Source organism: Neobacillus sp. C211 (assembly GCF_051842875.1).
GTDB lineage: Bacteria > Bacillota > Bacilli > Bacillales > Cytobacillaceae > Neobacillus.
Genome location: NZ_JBPXRO010000004.1, coordinates 1 through 18767, shown reverse-complemented (window position 1 = coordinate 18767; position 18767 = coordinate 1). Strand labels below are relative to the sequence as shown.

18 protein-coding genes are annotated in these 18767 nt (G+C 37.9%); 1 reads left to right on the top strand and 17 read right to left on the bottom strand.

Features of this window, described 5'->3' with window-relative positions; translation table 11 throughout:
- Nucleotides 1-89: 89 nt before the first annotated feature.
- The 3 genes from ACSU6B_RS05280 to ACSU6B_RS05270 form a co-directional block, all read right to left on the bottom strand.
- Nucleotides 90-1289, bottom strand: a complete 1200-nt coding sequence (locus tag ACSU6B_RS05280; RefSeq protein WP_410883362.1) for an MFS transporter — start codon at nucleotides 1287-1289, stop codon at nucleotides 90-92.
- A 419-nt stretch (nucleotides 1290-1708) separates the two neighbouring features.
- Nucleotides 1709-2173: a flavin reductase family protein gene (locus tag ACSU6B_RS05275; RefSeq protein ID WP_168242809.1), complete on the bottom strand. Its 465-nt coding sequence runs from the start codon at nucleotides 2171-2173 to the stop codon at nucleotides 1709-1711.
- Between the two features lie 12 nt (nucleotides 2174-2185).
- Nucleotides 2186-2851: a serine/threonine protein kinase gene (locus ACSU6B_RS05270; protein WP_410883360.1), complete on the bottom strand. Its 666-nt coding sequence runs from the start codon at nucleotides 2849-2851 to the stop codon at nucleotides 2186-2188.
- Between the two features lie 246 nt (nucleotides 2852-3097).
- On the opposite strand from ACSU6B_RS05270, the gene ACSU6B_RS05265 reads away from it, so the two are divergent.
- A complete protein-coding gene (locus ACSU6B_RS05265) occupies nucleotides 3098-3649 on the top strand; it encodes a GNAT family N-acetyltransferase (protein ID WP_215000427.1) in 552 nt (183 codons plus the stop codon).
- A gap of 14 nt (nucleotides 3650-3663) precedes the next feature.
- Here ACSU6B_RS05265 and ACSU6B_RS05260 read toward each other — a convergent pair whose 3' ends face one another.
- The 14 genes from ACSU6B_RS05260 to ACSU6B_RS05195 form a co-directional block, all read right to left on the bottom strand.
- On the bottom strand, nucleotides 3664-3864 hold the full coding sequence (locus tag ACSU6B_RS05260; protein ID WP_410883358.1) for a hypothetical protein: 201 nt from the start codon (nucleotides 3862-3864) through the stop codon (nucleotides 3664-3666).
- Between the two features lie 120 nt (nucleotides 3865-3984).
- Entirely contained in the window at nucleotides 3985-4530 is a 546-nt protein-coding gene (locus ACSU6B_RS05255; RefSeq protein WP_088086429.1) for an outer spore coat protein CotE, read from the bottom strand.
- 399 nt (nucleotides 4531-4929) lie between these two features.
- Nucleotides 4930-5385 (bottom strand): RicAFT regulatory complex protein RicA family protein, encoded by a 456-nt coding sequence (locus ACSU6B_RS05250; RefSeq protein ID WP_088086428.1) that lies wholly within the window; start codon nucleotides 5383-5385, stop codon nucleotides 4930-4932.
- Between the two features lies 1 nt (nucleotide 5386).
- The gene (gene miaB, locus ACSU6B_RS05245) at nucleotides 5387-6931 is read right to left on the bottom strand and encodes a tRNA (N6-isopentenyl adenosine(37)-C2)-methylthiotransferase MiaB (protein WP_215000425.1); all 1545 of its coding nucleotides are present in this window, start codon (nucleotides 6929-6931) and stop codon (nucleotides 5387-5389) included.
- A 185-nt stretch (nucleotides 6932-7116) separates the two neighbouring features.
- Nucleotides 7117-7983, bottom strand: coding sequence for a 2-oxoacid:ferredoxin oxidoreductase subunit beta (locus ACSU6B_RS05240; RefSeq protein ID WP_214714479.1), 867 nt, complete (start codon nucleotides 7981-7983; stop codon nucleotides 7117-7119).
- The gene (locus ACSU6B_RS05235; protein WP_410883355.1) at nucleotides 7984-9720 is read right to left on the bottom strand and encodes a 2-oxoacid:acceptor oxidoreductase subunit alpha; all 1737 of its coding nucleotides are present in this window, start codon (nucleotides 9718-9720) and stop codon (nucleotides 7984-7986) included.
- A 495-nt stretch (nucleotides 9721-10215) separates the two neighbouring features.
- Nucleotides 10216-10476, bottom strand: a complete 261-nt coding sequence (gene spoVS, locus ACSU6B_RS05230; RefSeq protein WP_026566505.1) for a stage V sporulation protein SpoVS — start codon at nucleotides 10474-10476, stop codon at nucleotides 10216-10218.
- A gap of 142 nt (nucleotides 10477-10618) precedes the next feature.
- The gene (locus ACSU6B_RS05225; protein WP_168242804.1) at nucleotides 10619-11416 is read right to left on the bottom strand and encodes a TIGR00282 family metallophosphoesterase; all 798 of its coding nucleotides are present in this window, start codon (nucleotides 11414-11416) and stop codon (nucleotides 10619-10621) included.
- A gap of 109 nt (nucleotides 11417-11525) precedes the next feature.
- Complete coding sequence (rny, locus tag ACSU6B_RS05220) at nucleotides 11526-13085, bottom strand: ribonuclease Y (RefSeq protein ID WP_168242803.1); 1560 nt, start codon at nucleotides 13083-13085, stop codon at nucleotides 11526-11528.
- A gap of 323 nt (nucleotides 13086-13408) precedes the next feature.
- Nucleotides 13409-14452, bottom strand: a complete 1044-nt coding sequence (gene recA, locus ACSU6B_RS05215; RefSeq protein ID WP_088086422.1) for a recombinase RecA — start codon at nucleotides 14450-14452, stop codon at nucleotides 13409-13411.
- A 267-nt stretch (nucleotides 14453-14719) separates the two neighbouring features.
- Nucleotides 14720-15973 (bottom strand): competence/damage-inducible protein A, encoded by a 1254-nt coding sequence (locus ACSU6B_RS05210; RefSeq protein WP_410883352.1) that lies wholly within the window; start codon nucleotides 15971-15973, stop codon nucleotides 14720-14722.
- 38 nt (nucleotides 15974-16011) lie between these two features.
- Nucleotides 16012-16596: a CDP-diacylglycerol--glycerol-3-phosphate 3-phosphatidyltransferase gene (gene pgsA, locus ACSU6B_RS05205; RefSeq protein ID WP_410883350.1), complete on the bottom strand. Its 585-nt coding sequence runs from the start codon at nucleotides 16594-16596 to the stop codon at nucleotides 16012-16014.
- A gap of 51 nt (nucleotides 16597-16647) precedes the next feature.
- Nucleotides 16648-17547, bottom strand: coding sequence for a helix-turn-helix domain-containing protein (locus ACSU6B_RS05200; RefSeq protein ID WP_410883348.1), 900 nt, complete (start codon nucleotides 17545-17547; stop codon nucleotides 16648-16650).
- A gap of 21 nt (nucleotides 17548-17568) precedes the next feature.
- Complete coding sequence (locus ACSU6B_RS05195) at nucleotides 17569-18360, bottom strand: DUF3388 domain-containing protein (RefSeq protein WP_088086418.1); 792 nt, start codon at nucleotides 18358-18360, stop codon at nucleotides 17569-17571.
- Between the last annotated feature and the right edge of the window lie 407 nt (nucleotides 18361-18767).

Below are 18767 nucleotides of genomic sequence, written 5' to 3'. Positions count from 1 at the left end.
ATAGCGATGCTTTTCAACTAATAACCAAATCTATCATTTAAAAAGCTAAAATGATGAATTTTCTACTCATCATTTTAGCTTTTTCTTTGTCATTGACTTAGAGTAGCTTCAATATCCCTTTTCGGCTTCATTACCGAAATGGCCCAAATGATTGCTAATGCAACTAATCCAATTGCACTAACTGCTAATGGGAATCTACCTATATCTTGATTAAATATATTTTGAATCACTTGAAATCCAAAAGGCCCTAAAATCCCTCCAATACCTTGCCCTGCAACAACTAAACCTACACTAGAAGGAGAACCGACTGGAGTTAACTCAGAAACCCTAGTAAATACTCCTGGAATGCCAATTCCCATTGCAAAACCACCGAATACACTTCCAATTAATATCATTGTTAGAGTTGGAGAGTAGTAACAGATGGCCATTCCAACACCGGTCATTAAAACAGCAAGCGGTAAATACATGGTTGGAAGTTTGTGTTTTATCTTCCCAAAAAGGAAACCAGCTATTAAAGTACCAAAGGTAAAGATGGATATAGCCAAACCAGCTTCTGTGGCATTGCCTAATTTATCCGCTTGGATGACAACTGATATATTTACTACATAACCAAAAATAAGCGCTGAATAAAAGACCTGTCCGAGACTTACCCAATAGATTGCTTTTGGCAATTTAATCTTTACGGCTGCCTGATTACTATCGACTTTAGATACCTGTTTCTTCTCAGGCTCGGGTAGGTAAAGGATAGTAATCGCAAGAATCCAAATAGGGAACAAGTAGGTTAGGAAACCATAATGCCAACCATAAGCATCCGCTAAGATCCCTCCAACTAATTGGAAGAAAATAGCTCCGATACACGCAATTGTTGAGGTACCCAATCCAATCAAGAAATCTCTTTCTCTGCCTTCAAAGAAATCTGTAATTACATCTACTGACAACGGCATGGTAATCCCGACACCTAAACCTAAAATCCCCCTCATTGCAATAATCACCCAGAGATTATCAATAAAGGTTGGAAGGATACCCCCGATGATGAAAAGGCTTAAGCCGACAAACAAGAGTGTTCTCTTCTTGAACATTTTGGAAAGTTTACCATAAAAGAGAGCAGGAACAATTTGTATTAATCCTGGAAAAGTAGCAACTAACATAACAATTGTGGGGTCATATTGTGGAAATGCCTTAATGATGTCAGCCATTATTGACCCTGCTACCCCTGCAGCAACATCTTGGAAAGCCAGAATAACAACCAAAAACTTAAGAAAATTTCTGCTGATGGTCTTTACTGCCATTGTTAAACCTCCCATATCATTTCATAAATGTTTTGAAATAGATAATGAATCCGCTTTCAAAATAAAACAAAAATTTCGAGCAGGTTGTTTTGTTGGCCATCAAAACAACAGAACTAAAATTTTAATTTTACGTTAATTACTTTTTTAATTGTATAAAACGGTAAAAAAAGCGCTTTCTTTTACTAACTGTAATTCTACATACCTAATAAATACTTGTCAATATATTCTAAATATTATTTATTTTTAGAATTAGAGTCGTTATTTCGCGAAAACACTAAAAAATGCCCTGAAAATTTCAGGGCATTTTTTACATATCGTTATCAAGTAAAATTTTACTGATAATCTTTGCTTATCGAGTCTATTTTATATAATCTTTTCAAAAATTAGTAAAAAACTAACCAATCTGCTTAACCCACCAATTACTCCTCTGCCAACAATCGGTATTTTCCACTAAAATAGATTAATGGCTCAGAATCTTCAACTTTAAGATTGGTTACTCTGCCAATAAAAAGTGTGTGATCACCTTCATCATGCTCCGCTGATACTTCGCAAACAATTTGAGCAGTTGCTCTTGGTAAAACAGGTATACCCTCGAGGCGGTCAAACACAATTTCTTGTTGATTTTTCGACTGTCCCGCGAAAATCATTGATAATTCTTGTTGATCTGCCGCAAGTATATTGACTGAAAAGCTTTTACTTTGTTTTATTTTTTCAAGCATTTGTGCTTTTTCAGCAATTGAGATTACGACAAGTTTTGGATTTAGAGAAACAGACATGAATGCATTTGCAGTCATTCCATGGACATTTCCAGCCACTTCCGTTGCGACCACCGTTACCCCTGTTGCAAACTTTCCCATTGCGTTTCGAAATTGACGATCATCCATAATTTCACCTCGCTAATTTTTATTTTTCTTTATTGCCTTTTTTTTCAAACGACGATACATCCGATATCCTTTTCGCACCGCATCGACGATAAAAAATGGGATAGGCGGATGATATTTATATATATATGGTAAATAAATCTTGTAATAAGCTTTTTTTAAATCTTTCCATTTTTTGCAGTACCCTTGTTTATAAAAATCAGAAATATCAACAATATAACCTCTCCCCTCAAACATGACGACATTCTTGCCGTGAACATCATAGGGATTTAATCCAACTGACCTCGCATAATCCAAACCTGAATCAATATCCTTTATGACAGCTTCAGGGATTGGAACTCCCTTTACCACAGCATCAAACAAGGTCATACCGTTAAGCTTTTTTAGGATTAAATAATTTTCACCATAATCATAAAGTGAAGAATAACTTTTATGGTTTCCTAACCTCTGGTAAACATCAATTTCTTTTTTAAGCTCCTCGGGGCTTCTACCATAAACTTTTACCACCCACTCTGGATGAGCATCAAGTGTAAAGACCCCAGCATAATTGCCGCGCCCGATCGTTTTCCATAACGGTGACATATTTTTTACAATGATAGGGTCAAACGGACTGTCAGACGTTAATTGTATTCTTGGTAATAATTCTGTTTCTATTAAATTTATATACTCTGCTTTTTGCATTTGCACACCTTCTAATCTATTAGGCATTCATTTTTTAAATAGGGTCAATCTAAGAAATGATTTTCTCCACACATCTTACCATTATGTAAGATAAAATGTTCAAAAAATTTATTCAAAATTTAATGGAAATTTCTTATAAGCCATTATACACTATTAGTTAACAGTAAAATTTAGTATTCATTTGGAAATCCCCTTTTACCACTCTTGTTGAGTATACGGGTAAAGGGATAAACAGAGAGGGTTGCCATGACTTTTCCCATTTTAAATACGAAAAGACTTAAATTAATTGAATTAACACATCAGCATGTTGATTATCTATACGAGATTTTATCATTAGAAGAAGTGACCCGTTTTTATGGAACAAATCGTTTTACTTTACCTGTCGAAGCTTCAAGATTAATTGATATGTTTCATAAGAACCTGGTTGATAAACGTGGGATCCGCTGGGGTATCAAATTAAAGGAAAATCAAAGGATCATCGGCACTGTTGGTCTTAATGGTTTACATCTAAAAAATAAGCGTGCAGAAATTGGTTATGAGCTTCATCCCGACTATTGGAGGATGGGCTATGGTTCAGAGGCGATTAAAGAAGTGATCCGCTTTAGTTTTAATCAATTGGATTTATTTCGAATTGGAGCTATAGTTTACCCTGAAAATGTGTCATCCATAAATTTACTAATTAAGCTAGGTTTCTCGAAGGAAGGATTACTACGAGGGTATATCAATCAAAATGAGCAATTTCATGATACGTTTGTATTATCATTATTAAAACCAGAATGGAAGAAAAGCCAGGTTTAATATCCTGGCTTTTCTTATTCCTGAAAGTATTCCTTCATTGCTTTAGCGCTTTTTACTTCCGTATTATGATAATACGGATTATTTTCTGAAACATCTTTTGGGTCAAGATTTGTTTTAATAACTAACATTGGCGAAGGAGAGCTTTCAGCGATAATTCTGTCATTTAATTGTTCAAAATCAGGCATATTTTTATTTCCAGGCTGTCTCGGTTCCATAGTAACACCTCCTTAAAATAGCTTGCTGATTTTCGCATCTAATCATTCTAAAATCAGAACTTTTCCATCCTTTTTACGAAAAAAGAAAAAAACTAGGAAGTAAAAACCTCCTAGTTAGTTTTATTCTTCTTCTGAGCCGACTAAGAAATCAGGATTTAACTCCTCGAATTCTTCATCGTCTACGTCCATTCCCCACTCATCGTCATTGTCCTTGCAGCCTTCAGAACTGACGCGAACACAAACCTTAGTCTCGCCAATCACCTCTACAAGGAATTCCCTTTCGACATGGACGATGATTCTGTTACCATTAGGGGAAATGACCGCTTCACAGCAATTAGGCTGCTGCAGCACTCGAGCACTTATTTCATTGTCATCGAGGCAGTCATGGTCACGATACTTTAACTTAATAACATCTGTATATTGGACACGTTCTGTAACAACTTCTGTTTTGGTATTATCATTAAATGAATACCAAACATTGATGTCGTAAGAGCCATGTATCTCTACAGTCTTGCCAACCTTTTTCGCATTGTATTTATGGTTGATGATCCAACAGCCAAGTATACTTGTTGGACTATGCGCCGGGCTAATCGTATGATTGGACTGGGTGAATTTACGTCCTTTCGCTACTACGGCCTTGGTAATTATCTCTCTATAGTCTCCCATTTCGCGCGAACCCTCCTCATTCATTTTCATTTCATCGTATGCATGATATAAGACTAGTGTGATTTTTATTTTGATGAGTACTGGATAAAAGTTTAGTCATAGTTCATTTTATGCGGGATTTAAAGGTGTGTGCCTTCCTGGCCTGTACTTAAAACGAAGGTTAATAAAATGGCAGGAATCAGGGGAATATAAAAGTGGATTAGATTTATTAAAAATAGGCTGTATTAAAGGTTATTATTGATTTTATAACCAAGTTGATTGGAGCGGAAGGCGCGAAGACCTTCGGGAGGCTCCCCGGACCGCCCGTGGAAAGCGCAGCGCCTGGAGCGGAAATCAACAGCCAGGTTTATCAGAGCCCAAAAAATAAAGCCAGGCTTTGTTAAAAGCCTGGCTAGAGTATTAATGATCGTGATCGCAATCGTCGTGACCTTCACAAGCCCCGCCGCCATTTTGCATGCTAGATCCAGTTTCTCCTAACAATACATCGCCGCCCGTTGAAATGATAATTTCATCGGTTACAGTATTCGAAATGGTTGAGGCAATGATTTGTAGCAATTCATTCACTTCTAATTGTGATTGTTTGAAATCCTGAACCACAGGTATTTCATCCAACTCTTGCTCAATTGAAGCAATTTTATCTTCTACCTTTTTTAGTGCTTCTGGTTTTCCATAATGCTGAAGGTTTACAGCCTGCTTTTGCAATCCCTTAATGTCCGCTATTAAGGTATGAACTTTCTTATTTTCATTTAATTGAGCCTCTGCTCGTTTAAAAAAGTCAACTTCTTCTGTTTCTGCAATCATCCGTGCTAAATCAGTTGCACGTGCAACGATATCGTCTTTTGTATATTTCGCCACTTTATTTCACCTCTGCTGGTTCTAGTTCTTCCACCATTTCTCCGTTTAATGACCATGTTTTTGCTTGTGTAATTTTTACTTTTACAATCTTGCCAATCGCTGATTTTGGTGCAGCAAAGTTTACAAGCTTACTCCTAGAGGTATAGCCTGCAAGAACATCAGGATTGTTCTTACTTTCTCCTTCAACAAGAACTTCAAGGATTTGGCCTTCATGTTTTTTCATAGCTTCTAATGAAAGCTCATTCACAAGAGCATTTAAGCGTTGTAAGCGTGCTTTCTTTACTTCCATCGGAACGTTATCCTCCATTTTTGCAGCTGGAGTACCTTCACGCGGAGAATAAATAAATGTATATGCTAATTCATAACCAACTTCACGATAGAGGGACATCGTTTCTTCAAACTGTTCGTCTGTTTCGTTCGGATAACCAACGATAATATCCGTTGTTAAAGCAACATTCGGAATGGCCGCTTTGATTTTTTTAACAAGCTCTAAATATTGTTCTCTTGTATATTTACGAGCCATGATTTTTAACACATCGGTTGAACCTGACTGCACTGGTAAATGGATATGATCCATTAAATTGCCGCCTTTGGCAAGGACCTCAATTAGGCGATCATCAAAGTCACGCGGGTGGCTTGTTGTAAAACGAATCCTTGGAATATCAATTTTTCGCAATTCATCCATCAGTTCACCAAGTCCATAAGTTCCGTCCTCTAAATCTTTCCCATAGGCATTTACGTTTTGACCAAGCAAAGTAACTTCTTGGTAGCCTTGTGCAGCTAGATGACGTACTTCTTGGATAATTTCTTCTGGACGACGGCTTCGTTCCTTTCCACGGGTGAAAGGGACGATGCAATAAGTACAGAATTTATCGCAGCCGTACATGATGTTAACCCATGCTTTAATATTTCCACGGCGTACTTTTGGAAGGTTTTCAATCACGTCGCCTTCTTTTGACCATACTTCAACAACCATTTCTTTTGACATATATGCTTCATGCAATATATTTGGTAAACGATGAATATTATGGGTACCAAAAATCATATCGACCTGATGGTAGGTTTTGAGAATCTTATTAACTACTGATTCCTCCTGAGACATACACCCACAAACACCGATAAGTAAATCAGGCTTTTCCAATTTCAAGGACTTTAAATGGCCCAGTTCACCGAACACTTTATTTTCTGCGTTCTCTCTGATAGCACATGTATTTAAAAGAATGACATTTGCATCCTCCGTGTTGTCGGTTGGTTCATAGCCTAATGCTAAGAAAATCCCAGCCATAACTTCAGTATCATGTTCGTTCATTTGGCAGCCATAAGTACGGATATAAAACTTCCGCCCCTCGCCCATTCCACGAAATTCTTCAGAGATAGAAAAATCATTATGGTACTTTACTTCTTCTTTTCCGCGTTTCTTCGCTTCTGTTAAAGAAGGTGCAGTAATTACTTGTTCAAAGTACTTGCTGTAATCCTTGGCGGATTTTTTGTCCGAAGAATTAACAGACTCGACTTTCTGACCTTCTAAACGTTGTTTTTCATTCATTTGTTCAAATGCCCCTTTCTTTTCATATTACGTAATTTATCTATTAAATTTTTAAGATTTAATCTGTGCAAAAGATGAATGAAGACTCTAGACTTTCTCCGCACATTATTATAGTATAAAGGTTAACTTGCTTGAAAACAATAGAAAATCCCGTGACGTCAAGTCACGGGATTTTCTTACTATCATTAGATAAATTCAGAAACTAATTTATCAAAATAATTTTGGTCAAGATTAAGGTCAGCTTTTGCTAACGGTGCTTCAGAGTAGCCAGTGATCAGTTCTTGATAAGACTTACGCTCAGTATTTTGATAAATAAGTCCTGTAACAAGACCATTATGCTTCATTAATGTCTGCATCGCATCTTCGCGATTTGAAGGGTCATAACCCTCTATATCACTTAGTTTTGTTAGATTTTCTTTAAACCAATCATAGGTGTTCACCTTATTATAGGTAACACAAGGGCTGAAAACATTGATTAAAGAAAATCCTTTGTGTTTTAAACCGGCTTCAATTAAGGCAGTTAAATCTTTTAGATCTGTAGAGAAACTTTGTGCAACAAATGTTGCTCCTACAGTCAACGCCATTTCCATAGGAGAAATTGATTGCTCAATCGACCCCATCGGAGTTGACTTTGTTTTAAAGCCAGTAGCTGAACGTGGAGAAGTTTGACCTTTAGTCAAACCATATATTTGGTTATCCATAACGATATAAGTTATATCAAGATTACGACGAATGGCATGAATCGTATGCCCCATCCCGATCGCATAACCGTCACCGTCACCACCAGAGGCGATAACAGTTAAATCACGATTAGCCATTTTAACACCTTGTGCGATTGGAAGTGAACGACCATGAATCCCATGGAAGCCATATGAATTAATATAACCGGAAATACGTCCTGAACAGCCGATTCCAGAAATTACAGCTAAGTTTTCTGGCTCTAAGCCTACATTTGCTGCCGCACGTTGCATAGCCGCTTGTACGGAGAAGTCGCCACAGCCAGGGCACCAGTTCGGTTTTACATTGTTACGAAAGTCTTTAAAAGTGGCCATTTAGAACAACTCCTTACATTTTGTATATACTTCGTGTGGTAGGAACGGATTACCATCATATTTAAGATGCTTAGTAATTTTTTCAGCATGTCCAACATTCATTTTCATAATATTGGCTAATTGTCCAGTTGCATTGTTTTCCACTACAACAACTTTCTTCGCAGAACGAACAAGCGGAAGAACTTCGTCAGTTGGGAACGGATGGATCAAACGAATATGGGCATGATTTACTTTTAAGCCGTCTTTCTCTAAACGAGTCATTGCTTCTTCAATAACACCACGAGTCGAGTTAAAGCCTACAAATAGTACATCAGCGTCTTCGTGCTTAACATTTTTATATACTGGTGTATTAAAGCGGATATTTTCTACCTTACGGAAACGCTTATCCATTTGCGCAATTCGATTTGGAGCAGATTCCGATGGTTTACCAGTCTCATCATGCTCGACACCTGTTACGTGATGAATACCATTTTTCATACCAGGGATTACACGTGGGGAAGTCCCGTCCTCTGTTACTTCATAGCGTTTAAAATATGCATTGTTTTCGTTAGCAGGTATGTCTTCTGTTACCAATTTTCCACGTCTGATTTCAACCTTGTCATAATTTAATGGTTCAACCGTTTGTTTACCCAAGGATAATTGTAGGTCAGATAAAATAATGACTGGACATTGATATTCTTCTGCTAAATTGAATGCTTCAGCTGTATCATAGAATGCTTCTTCAACAGTGCTTGGAGCCATTACAATTTTCGGGATTTCACCATGTGTTCCATAAATCATCGCCATAAGGTCTGATTGTTCTTGTTTTGTTGGTAATCCTGTTGATGGACCGCCTCGTTGAGTGTCAACAATTACTAGTGGCGTTTCAGTAATACCTGAAAGGCCAATTGCTTCCATTTTTAAAGATAATCCTGGACCTGCTGAAGCAGTTATTGTACGAACACCGCCGTAGTTTGCTCCAATTGCCATTGTACATGCAGCAATTTCATCTTCGGTTTGAATAACTGTACCACCTAGTGCAGGTAGCTTTTTAATCAAATATTCCATTATTTCAGAAGCTGGTGTAATTGGGTAGGCCGCCATAAAACGGCATCCGCCTGCAATAGCTCCAAGAGCAATAGCGTCATTTCCAATCATGAACATCCGTTTTTTGCCATCAGCCTTTTCAAGCTCCATTGTTTGAATGCCAGCTGCAAGATTTTCCTTCATTTTATCAAAGCCAGCTTTGATCGCATCCATATTTTTTGCAACTACTTGGTCGCCTTTTTTACCAAAAATCTCGCGAACTACTACTTCAAACACATGAATATCTAAGTCTAATACAGCAGAAGTTGCACCAATTGCAACCATGTTTTTCATTAGAGAAGTTCCGAGCTCTGTCGCAATTTCAGTAAATGGAACCGCATACAATGAAGCTTCAGTATCTTCCGGCTTCTTTGGATTGAATTTTGCATCAGCAAGGATTACCCCATTACTGTGTAATTCTTTGTAGTTTACATCAATAGTTTCCTGGTCAAATGCTACAAGGATATCTAAGTCATCAGAAATAGAACGAACTTCTGTAGTACTAACTCTGATTTTATTGTTGGTATGACCACCTTTAATACGTGAAGAAAAGTGACGATAACCATACAAGTAATATCCCAGGCGATTCAGTGCAATAGCAAAGATTTCCCCAGTACTTTCAATACCTTCCCCTTGTTGTCCTCCAACTTTCCATGAAAGTTGATTGATCATGACTTACACCCCTTTGGATATGTAAAAATAAGTAGTTTTGATGATCCATTTATTAGTTTAGCACTATTCCGAGTAAATCACTAGAAATTAGCCCATTTTATATAAAAAGACTAATAAAAAGTAGAAAGGTTATGTACTAAACGCTTACAATTCTAGACCTATGAACTAAAAATTGCAACCCTTAAAAGCGAAATAATGTCTAAAATATGAATATTTTTTTATTATTTGAAATATACTTGCTTTCTACAAGATAACAAATAAAAAGACATGATTTATCCGCATTATACGGCGTTTTGCAATATTAATTCAAGCTATGCACATTCATGATTTGAATTTTAATAATTATTAAAGGTTATGGTAGAATAATACTTTAATAAGTCAATATCATTTAATACCAATTAGTGAGAAATAAAACCTAAAAAATACCTGCTTGTAAAACAAGCAGGTAAAGGTAAATGTCCTTTTGTTTGGTCTCCTATAAATAGTCTATCTCTTTCAACGTGGTTCTACAATTAGTTTGATAGCTGTGCGTTCTTCCCCGTCAATTAAAATATCGGTAAACGCAGGGATACAGATTAAATCAACTCCGCTAGGTGCTACAAATCCTCGAGCAATCGCTACTGCCTTTACGGCTTGATTCAATGCACCCGCCCCAATTGCCTGTATTTCCGCTGCACCTCTTTCACGCAGAACCCCGGCAAGCGCACCAGCTACAGAATTAGGATTAGATTTTGCTGAAACTTTTAATATATCCATTTCTAGCTCCTCCTTAGAAAATCCCGATCCCGCATGAGCAGTTTCATGAACAAATCAGGTTATAACATTCCACTGCTACTATATTCATTTGTCAAAAAACATATTCCGGCTTGGACAAAAAAAGAGCAAATGAAATTTGCTCTTAAGAGTAAAACGGATGGTCATCATTTATTAAAATGGGCTGTATCTTTTTTGTTAAGCCTGTTTTACGATCTAATTCAATCATAACTGCACTTAACTGATTTCTTCCTGCGGTTGCCACTTCAAACCGGACTGGCAGGCTGGTTAGGAACCTTTTAAGGACTGCTTCTCTCTCCACCCCTAAAATGCCATCATAGGGCCCTGTCATTCCTACATCAGATAAATATCCTGTGCCTCCCGGTAAAACCCGGTTATCGGCCGTTTGAACATGTGTATGTGTCCCCACAACGGCAGAGACCCTTCCATCTAAATACCAACCCATTGCCTGTTTCTCACTTGTTACTTCAGCATGAAAATCCACAAAAATATATGGGGTTCTTTCCCTGGCTATTTCAACTAATTCGTCAGCTTTCTTAAAAGGACAATCCAATGGAGCCATAAAGGTTCGACCCTGCAGATTAATAACGGCAACTTCTAAATCATTGACTTTAAAAAATGCCATACCTTTCCCTGGTGTTCCTTCTGGAAAATTTGCTGGTCTAACCATATTTTTTGCAGTACCGATAAATTCAAAAATTTCACGATTATCCCATGAGTGGTTACCTAGTGTTACTGCCTGTGCCCCATACCCTAAGAATTCACGATAGATTTTTTCAGTAATCCCCTTGCCTCCTGCTGCATTCTCCCCATTGATAATAGTAAAATGAGGACGATATTTTTCTTTTAATTTTGGCAAATATTCCTTTACCATATCCCGGCCTGGTGAACCGACGACATCACCGATAAAAAGTAGATTCATTTTTGTTCCTTTCGTTAAAAAAATTGTTATTGTATAAATTGTATCACATTCAGACTTTATTTAATCGGATAAGGTGCTGCAAAAAATAAAGCGGTGCATGCGCACCGCTTTATTTTGCGTATTCAACAGCCCGTGTCTCACGAATAACTGTCACTTTAATATGACCTGGATAATCAAGCTCTTCTTCAATGCGCTTACGAATATCGCGTGCTAATCGATGAGCAGCAAGATCATCAACTGAATCCGGTCTAACTATAATACGTACCTCTCGACCTGCTTGAATGGCAAAGGATTTCTCTACACCTTCATAGGATTCCGAAATCTCCTCTAACTTTTCAAGACGGCGAATATAGTTTTCAAGCGTCTCACTACGTGCACCTGGTCTTGCAGCTGATAAGGCATCTGCTGCTGCAACTAAAACGGCTATGATAGATGTTGCCTCTGTATCCCCATGATGGGAAGCAATACTATTGATTACTACCGGATGTTCCTTGTATTTGGTTGCAAGTTCAACACCAATTTCAACATGGCTGCCTTCTACTTCATGGTCGATGGCTTTCCCAATATCATGAAGCAAGCCCGCACGACGTGCCAAAGTTTCATCTTGGCCAAGTTCAGCGGCAAGTAAACCAGACAGTTGCGCAACTTCCATAGAATGCTTTAATACGTTTTGCCCGTAACTAGTACGGAATTTTAAGCGACCAAGAATTTTGATTAGATCTGGATGAAGTCCATGAACACCCACTTCAAAGGTGGTTTGTTCACCCACTTCACGGATATACTCATCTACTTCACGACGTGATTTTTCTACCATTTCCTCAATGCGTGCCGGATGGATACGCCCGTCTTGGACCAATTTCTCCAGTGCTAAGCGAGCCGTTTCGCGACGAATAGGATCAAAACCTGATAGAATGACAGCTTCAGGAGTATCATCAATGATTAAATCAATTCCTGTTAACGTTTCAAGCGTACGAATATTTCTTCCTTCACGGCCAATAATACGGCCCTTCATTTCGTCATTTGGCAGGTTGACGACAGAGACAGTCGTTTCCGCAACATGGTCAGCAGCGCAACGCTGGATTGCTAACGAAAGTATTTCCTTTGCTTTCTTGTCGGCTTCCTCTTTTGCACGATTTTCGCTCTCCTTGATCATTATCGCAGTGTCATGGGTAAGTTCCTGCTCCATTCGATCAATAATGATTGTTTTTGCTTCCTCGCGCGTTAAGCTCGATATTCGTTCGAGTTCAGTTTGTTGTTTTCGTACTAACTCGTCCACTTTGCTTTCCATCTCTTCAATATGCTGTTGTCTTTGGTTTAGAGAATCATCCTTCTTTTCTAAAAGATTTTCACGCTTGTTTAACGTTTCCTCTTTTCGATCTAAATTCTCTTCTCTTTGCAGTAAACGGTTTTCTTGTTTTTGCATTTCATTTCTTCGTTCACGAACCTCACGCTCTGCTTCAGTCCGAAGCTTGTGAATTTCATCCTTTGCTTCTAGCAAAGCTTCCTTTTTCAATGAATCAGCATCACGTTTAGCATCTTCAAGAATCTGCTCTGCAGCATTCTTTGCACCTGCTACTTTTGCATCAGCAATGGATTTATGAACAAAATAGCCAACAACGGCACCGACGATAAGGCCAAGCAAAATGGAGATGATTGTAATTGGTTCCATCGTTACACCTCCTCTTGCTATGAACTTTTGTTACATTTTTTAAGTGTCGGCATGTACATTGTTTAGACTCAACATACAGCAAGCACCAAGGCTTTTTTCGAATTGTAATAATACCAAAAATGTAAAATATACATGTTAATTGTAAAGGTGGGAATATTCATTGTCAAGGCTTAGTCCTATTGGCTTTTTGAAATATTTTGAATAGGACATCATTTATTCATCCTAAATGATAAAATCCATTGGATTTTAACAAATAAAACTTGGTATAAAAATAACATTATGTAAAAAAAGAGCAAAACCATAAATAGCTTTGCTCATCTACATTAGTCTATTAATTCAAATTGTTCATCATCGTCTTTCTCAGTGACAAATTTTTCACCATCTAAACCATAATGTTCACGGATTTTCCCTTGAATTTCGAGGCGAACATCTGGATTTTCCTTCAAGTATAGCTTTGCATTTTCACGGCCTTGACCTAATCTTTCAGAATTATAGGAGTACCATGACCCGCTCTTTTCAACGATATCTAATTCTGCGCCTAGATCAATGATTTCGCCTTCTTTAGAAATTCCTTCACCATACATGATATCTACTTCAGCCGTACGGAAAGGAGGAGCGACTTTATTCTTAACTATTTTTATCTTCGTCTTATTACCTACAATATCATTTCCCTGCTTTAACGCCTCTGCACGACGAACTTCAATACGGACGGTGGAATAGAATTTCAATGCACGTCCACCTGGTGTTGTCTCGGGGTTTCCAAACATAACGCCAATTTTTTCGCGCACTTGGTTAATAAAGATGGCGATGGTCTTCGATTTATTGATGGCTCCAGATAATTTACGTAGGGCTTGCGACATCAAACGAGCCTGTAAGCCCATGTGAGAATCTCCCATTTCGCCTTCAATTTCCGCTTTTGGAACTAATGCTGCTACAGAGTCGACTACAATAATATCAATTGCACCACTTCGTACTAATGCTTCTGCGATTTCAAGCGCTTGTTCACCCGTATCTGGCTGTGATAGCAATAACTCATCAATGTTAACACCTAATTTTTGGGCATACGCTGGGTCAAGGGCATGTTCAGCATCTATAAATGCTGCTTGTCCGCCATTTGCTTGGACTTCAGCAATCGCATGCAAAGCAACCGTAGTTTTACCTGAGCTCTCAGGACCATAAACTTCGATAATACGCCCTCTAGGATATCCACCCACTCCAAGTGCTGCATCAAGTGCTAACGAGCCACTCGGACTCGTTAAAATCCTCGTATCTGTTTTCTCTCCCATTTTCATGACAGAACCTTTACCAAATTGCTTTTCTATTTGCTTTAACGCCATTTCTAAGGCCGCTTTACGATCATTACTCACGAATCTTTTCCTCCCTTATATAAACACAAGCAAATTGCTATAATCTATTAAATTAATTCCTACTAATAATATACCCGCTTTTCGGATATTTGTCGAGTAAATAAACGAACATTCATTCGTTTATTTTCAAAACAAAATCGTTGTAAAAAAAGGAAAATCCCCCACCCTTTTGTATCATTTTGCATTTTTAGTAGTCCGAAAAGGATAATTTCGTCAATTGTCAGACCTTTTTCCCAATTCTTGTTTATCCAAAAAAGTCACAGAACGCTAATTAGCATTCTGTGACTCTTTTAAAATTCGAAGGAGAAAATAGCAGCCAAATTTCACTGCACGGCTCCGGTTCGCTTCCCTTGTTCCGCCAAGGGTAATCTTTTCTACAATTGTCGGCTTTCCCTTAATTGCAATGCCTATATAAATTGTACCAACTGGCTTGCCTTCAAGTTCTTCAGGACCAGCAACACCCGTAAAACTAATCCCAATATCGGTTTTAAATACCTTTGAAGCATTTTCGGCCAGCTCTCTAGCACATTGTTCACTTACCGCACCATGTGTTTTAAGTGTTTCTTCCTGTACATCTAATAGCTGTCGTTTCACTTCATTTGAATAACAAACTATACCACCGTAAAACACTGAACTTGCACCTGAAATTGATGTTAACTCTTGCTGGAATAGTCCTCCTGTTAAACTCTCAGCGGCAGTAATAGTTAAGTTTCTTTCTTTTAAAGATTTCATTACTTCTATCAAAAGCGATGTATTATCATAGCCATATAAAAATGCACCAAGACGCTGTTTTATCGTCTTTTCTAGTTCATCCAGCATAGCCTGTGCTGCATTTTCGTCCACATGTTTGGCTGTCAGTCGTAAAGTAACCTCCCCATCTCCTGCCAGCGGGGCTATCGTTGGATTGCTTTGCGCATCAATTAAATCAATAATTTCTGTTTCCAGAGCTGCTTCTCCAATCCCAAAAAACCTTAACACCCTTGAGACAATTCTCTCGTTAGACTTGTTTCTTGTAGAAAGAGCCTGGGTCCCATACTGGAGAAACATCGGTTCCATTTCCTTTGGCGGGCCAGGCAGCAGCATATACGTATGACCGCCGGATTCTACAACCATGCCAGGCGCCATCCCATGATCATTTGGGAGAATGTGAGATCCTGATAATACGAGTGCCTGCTTTCGGTTATTTTCTGTCATTACACGATTAGTCCGCTTAAAAAAAAGTTCAATCGATGCTAACGCCGTTTCATCGATAACGAGTTCTTTACCAAGCTGACGAGCAATCGTTTCCTTCGTCAAATCATCCTTTGTAGGCCCAAGCCCGCCAGAAAATATTATAATCTCTGCACGCTTTTGGGCTATTTCAATTGCAGACTTTAGCCTGTCAGGATTATCACCGACAACTGTATGAAAATAGACATTAATACCAAGCCCAGCTAATTGCTGAGACAAAAATCTCGCATTCGTATTAACAATTTGACCGAGCAATAACTCCGAACCAACTGCAATAATCTCAGCATTCATAGCAATTCATCTTCCTTTACAACATAATAGAATTAAGTTTACTTTGAATTTTTTAGGACATGACTATTTTTTGCAAAATAATCCCAGCCAGACCAGATAGTAAAAATTAAAGCCACCCATAATGACACTATATCAAAACGGAATGGTATCATTGCAAAAATTATATTATGTAATAAAAGCGATGATATCGCGACAATTTGCGCCCATGTTTTAATTTTGCCGAGCATATTAGCCGCAACAACTTCGCCTTCCCCTGCAAGCAAGAGGCGTAAACCTGTTACTGCAAACTCCCTGCTAATAATAATAATGACTAACCATGAAGGTGCATAAACATCATTCAGTTCAACTAAAACAATAAGTGCAGCCGATACGAGTAATTTGTCAGCTAATGGGTCAAGAAATTTCCCCATATTGGTGACAAGGTTATATTTACGAGCATAATGGCCGTCAACCCAGTCAGTTACAGAGGCTAAAATGAAGATCAATGCACCGACAAAATGGGTAACTGGAAGTACGGTCCCAAGAAGTTGCATGTTGCCCCATTTAAAAGGAGCAAGCATAATAATCAAAAATATTGGAATTAATAATATTCTTGATACCGTTATTCTATTCGGAATATTCATAGTTTTCCTCCGTTTATTTATTAAAAGTGAAAAATAGTCATCTACAGATGACTATTCGTCTTTCAGAACATATTGAATCGTTATGTTCTGAACATTCGCAGTCGCTGGGACTGCATACTCGAGCTTTTGGTCATTCACATAAATTTCAGTGTCAGCAGCATTTCCAACCCTGATCACAGCCATACTTTCTGCTGATAAATCTTCTGTCTGGCTCTCAGTTGTACCTGTTTTTAGAAGCCCTTGAAAAAAGGATTTCCCTTTTCCATTTTTAATACTAACCCAGGTTTGACCTTTAGAAACCAACTTCACAATAAATTTATCTGCATTTTTTAATTCATAGGTTGAATTCCTGCCGCTGCTTTGAACTGCTGTAATTTCTTGTTTAGGTGTTTCTTCTACCGTTGTTTGTTCCTCTTCCTGTACTGTATTATCCTTCTGTTCCTCATTTACTTTCTGATTATCTTTATCATCAGCTTTTACTTTTTCAAGATTCTTCGATGTAACAATTTTAACGGGTTCATTCTGCTTACTAATTGATTCATTGGAATTTCCACCAGCATGATTTGATATAAAGTAATATAAAAGGCTTGCAGCACCAATTACAAAAACACCGATTAATACCTTTGGCAGAATATCAAATATTTTGGAATTACCTTCAGTAATTGTTTTGTGTGTTTTCACTCTAGACAATTGCTGGGGTAAATCATCATTATAGGTAGCAGGAATTTCGCCTTTATAGGTTTCAAAGATTTCATCAGGATTGAGGCTTAAAGCCTCAGCATACTGTTTAATAAATGCACGCACGTAGAAATTTCCAGGCATGCTCGCATAATTACCTTCTTCAATACCAATTAAATAACGCTTTTGAATTTTGGTCATGGATTGGACATCATCCAAGCTAAATCCTTTAGCTAATCGGGCTTCTTTTAGTCGATTCCCTAATTCAGTCAACTGTTAACACCTTCCAATTTATTAGAAATCAAAATCACCAAAATCTGATCCGGAGAACATGTTATGCTGGTCAACGACTTCATATGTAATCTCTTCTTCCGCGTCATTCCTAAGCTCGATAATATAATCAAAATCATCGAGTGTGTATTCTGAGTTTTGTACAAAGACATCAGGGTGCTCGATTACTTTTACTGACGGCAGACGCATGATTTCTCGGACAAGCTGCCAATGACGTTCATTTGCTCGTTTTGTTGATACTATTCCATCAAGAATAAATAGATTATTTTCGTTGTACTCATCTTCAATTAATTGATTGCGGATTGTTTGTTTTAACAGTGTCGATGAAACAAATAACCAACGTTTATTTGCACAAACACTCGCTGCAACTAACGATTCTGTTTTACCTACCCGTGGCATTCCACGAATACCAATCAGTTTATGGCCCTCCTGCTTAAATAATTCTGCCATAAAATCAACTAATAAGCCAAGTTCATTCCTTACAAAGCGGAAGGTTTTTTTATCATCAGCATCTCTTTGAATATATCGGCCATGTCTAACTGCAAGCCTGTCACGCAGTTTTGGTTCCCTAAGTTTAATTAGTTTTATTGTGTCCATAGTATGTAAAATTGACTCTAGTCGTTTAATTTGATCATCGTCTTTTGCTAAAATGAGCAAACCACGTCTTCCTTCATCCACACCATTAATCGTCACAATATTAATAGAAAGCATACCCAATAGGGATGAAATGTCACCCAATAGCCCTGGACGGTTCTTTTGAATCTCATATTCTAAATACCATTCTTTTTTCACGATATAAACCTCCTATAAAGAAGTTTCGACACTTTTCTGCATTTCAGCATCTAACCCCTATAATAAATGATTTTGGATGAAGATGAAAGTAAAAACACAGATATTCGTTTCTTTAATGGAGTTTATAGATTTATACATACAAAAAGAGAGGAGAAACCTCCTCTCAGGCTGTCGAGAAACTTTCGACAGCCTCTTATTTTCTACAATAACTTTTAACCATTCACCGCGTTAATTTATTATAATATTATTAATATATAGGCTTTGCAACATGTCTGTTGATTTGTGCTCCAGGCACTTCGCTTTCCGCGGGCGTGCCGGGGAGCCTCCTCGGCCCCGTACTCCCGCAAGAGTCTGCCTTCCGAGCAAATCAACAGAGCTGTAAAATCAATAATACACTGCTCTTAACACAA

Bases quoted from the DNA above. Each gene is read 5' to 3' on its own strand.
- ACSU6B_RS05280 (WP_410883362.1), bottom strand. From the start codon at position 1,289: ATGGCAGTAAAGACCATCAGCAGAAATTTTCTTAAGTTTTTGGTTGTT.
- ACSU6B_RS05275 (WP_168242809.1), bottom strand. From the start codon at position 2,173: ATGGATGATCGTCAATTTCGAAACGCAATGGGAAAGTTTGCAACAGGG.
- ACSU6B_RS05270 (WP_410883360.1), bottom strand. From the start codon at position 2,851: ATGCAAAAAGCAGAGTATATAAATTTAATAGAAACAGAATTATTACCA.
- ACSU6B_RS05265 (WP_215000427.1), top strand. From the start codon at position 3,098: ATGACTTTTCCCATTTTAAATACGAAAAGACTTAAATTAATTGAATTA.
- ACSU6B_RS05260 (WP_410883358.1), bottom strand. From the start codon at position 3,864: ATGGAACCGAGACAGCCTGGAAATAAAAATATGCCTGATTTTGAACAA.
- ACSU6B_RS05255 (WP_088086429.1), bottom strand. From the start codon at position 4,530: ATGGGAGACTATAGAGAGATAATTACCAAGGCCGTAGTAGCGAAAGGA.
- miaB (WP_215000425.1), bottom strand. From the start codon at position 6,931: ATGAATGAAAAACAACGTTTAGAAGGTCAGAAAGTCGAGTCTGTTAAT.
- ACSU6B_RS05240 (WP_214714479.1), bottom strand. From the start codon at position 7,983: ATGGCCACTTTTAAAGACTTTCGTAACAATGTAAAACCGAACTGGTGC.
- ACSU6B_RS05235 (WP_410883355.1), bottom strand. From the start codon at position 9,720: ATGATCAATCAACTTTCATGGAAAGTTGGAGGACAACAAGGGGAAGGT.
- spoVS (WP_026566505.1), bottom strand. From the start codon at position 10,476: ATGGATATATTAAAAGTTTCAGCAAAATCTAATCCTAATTCTGTAGCT.
- ACSU6B_RS05225 (WP_168242804.1), bottom strand. From the start codon at position 11,416: ATGAATCTACTTTTTATCGGTGATGTCGTCGGTTCACCAGGCCGGGAT.
- rny (WP_168242803.1), bottom strand. From the start codon at position 13,085: ATGGAACCAATTACAATCATCTCCATTTTGCTTGGCCTTATCGTCGGT.
- ACSU6B_RS05210 (WP_410883352.1), bottom strand. From the start codon at position 15,973: ATGAATGCTGAGATTATTGCAGTTGGTTCGGAGTTATTGCTCGGTCAA.
- pgsA (WP_410883350.1), bottom strand. From the start codon at position 16,596: ATGAATATTCCGAATAGAATAACGGTATCAAGAATATTATTAATTCCA.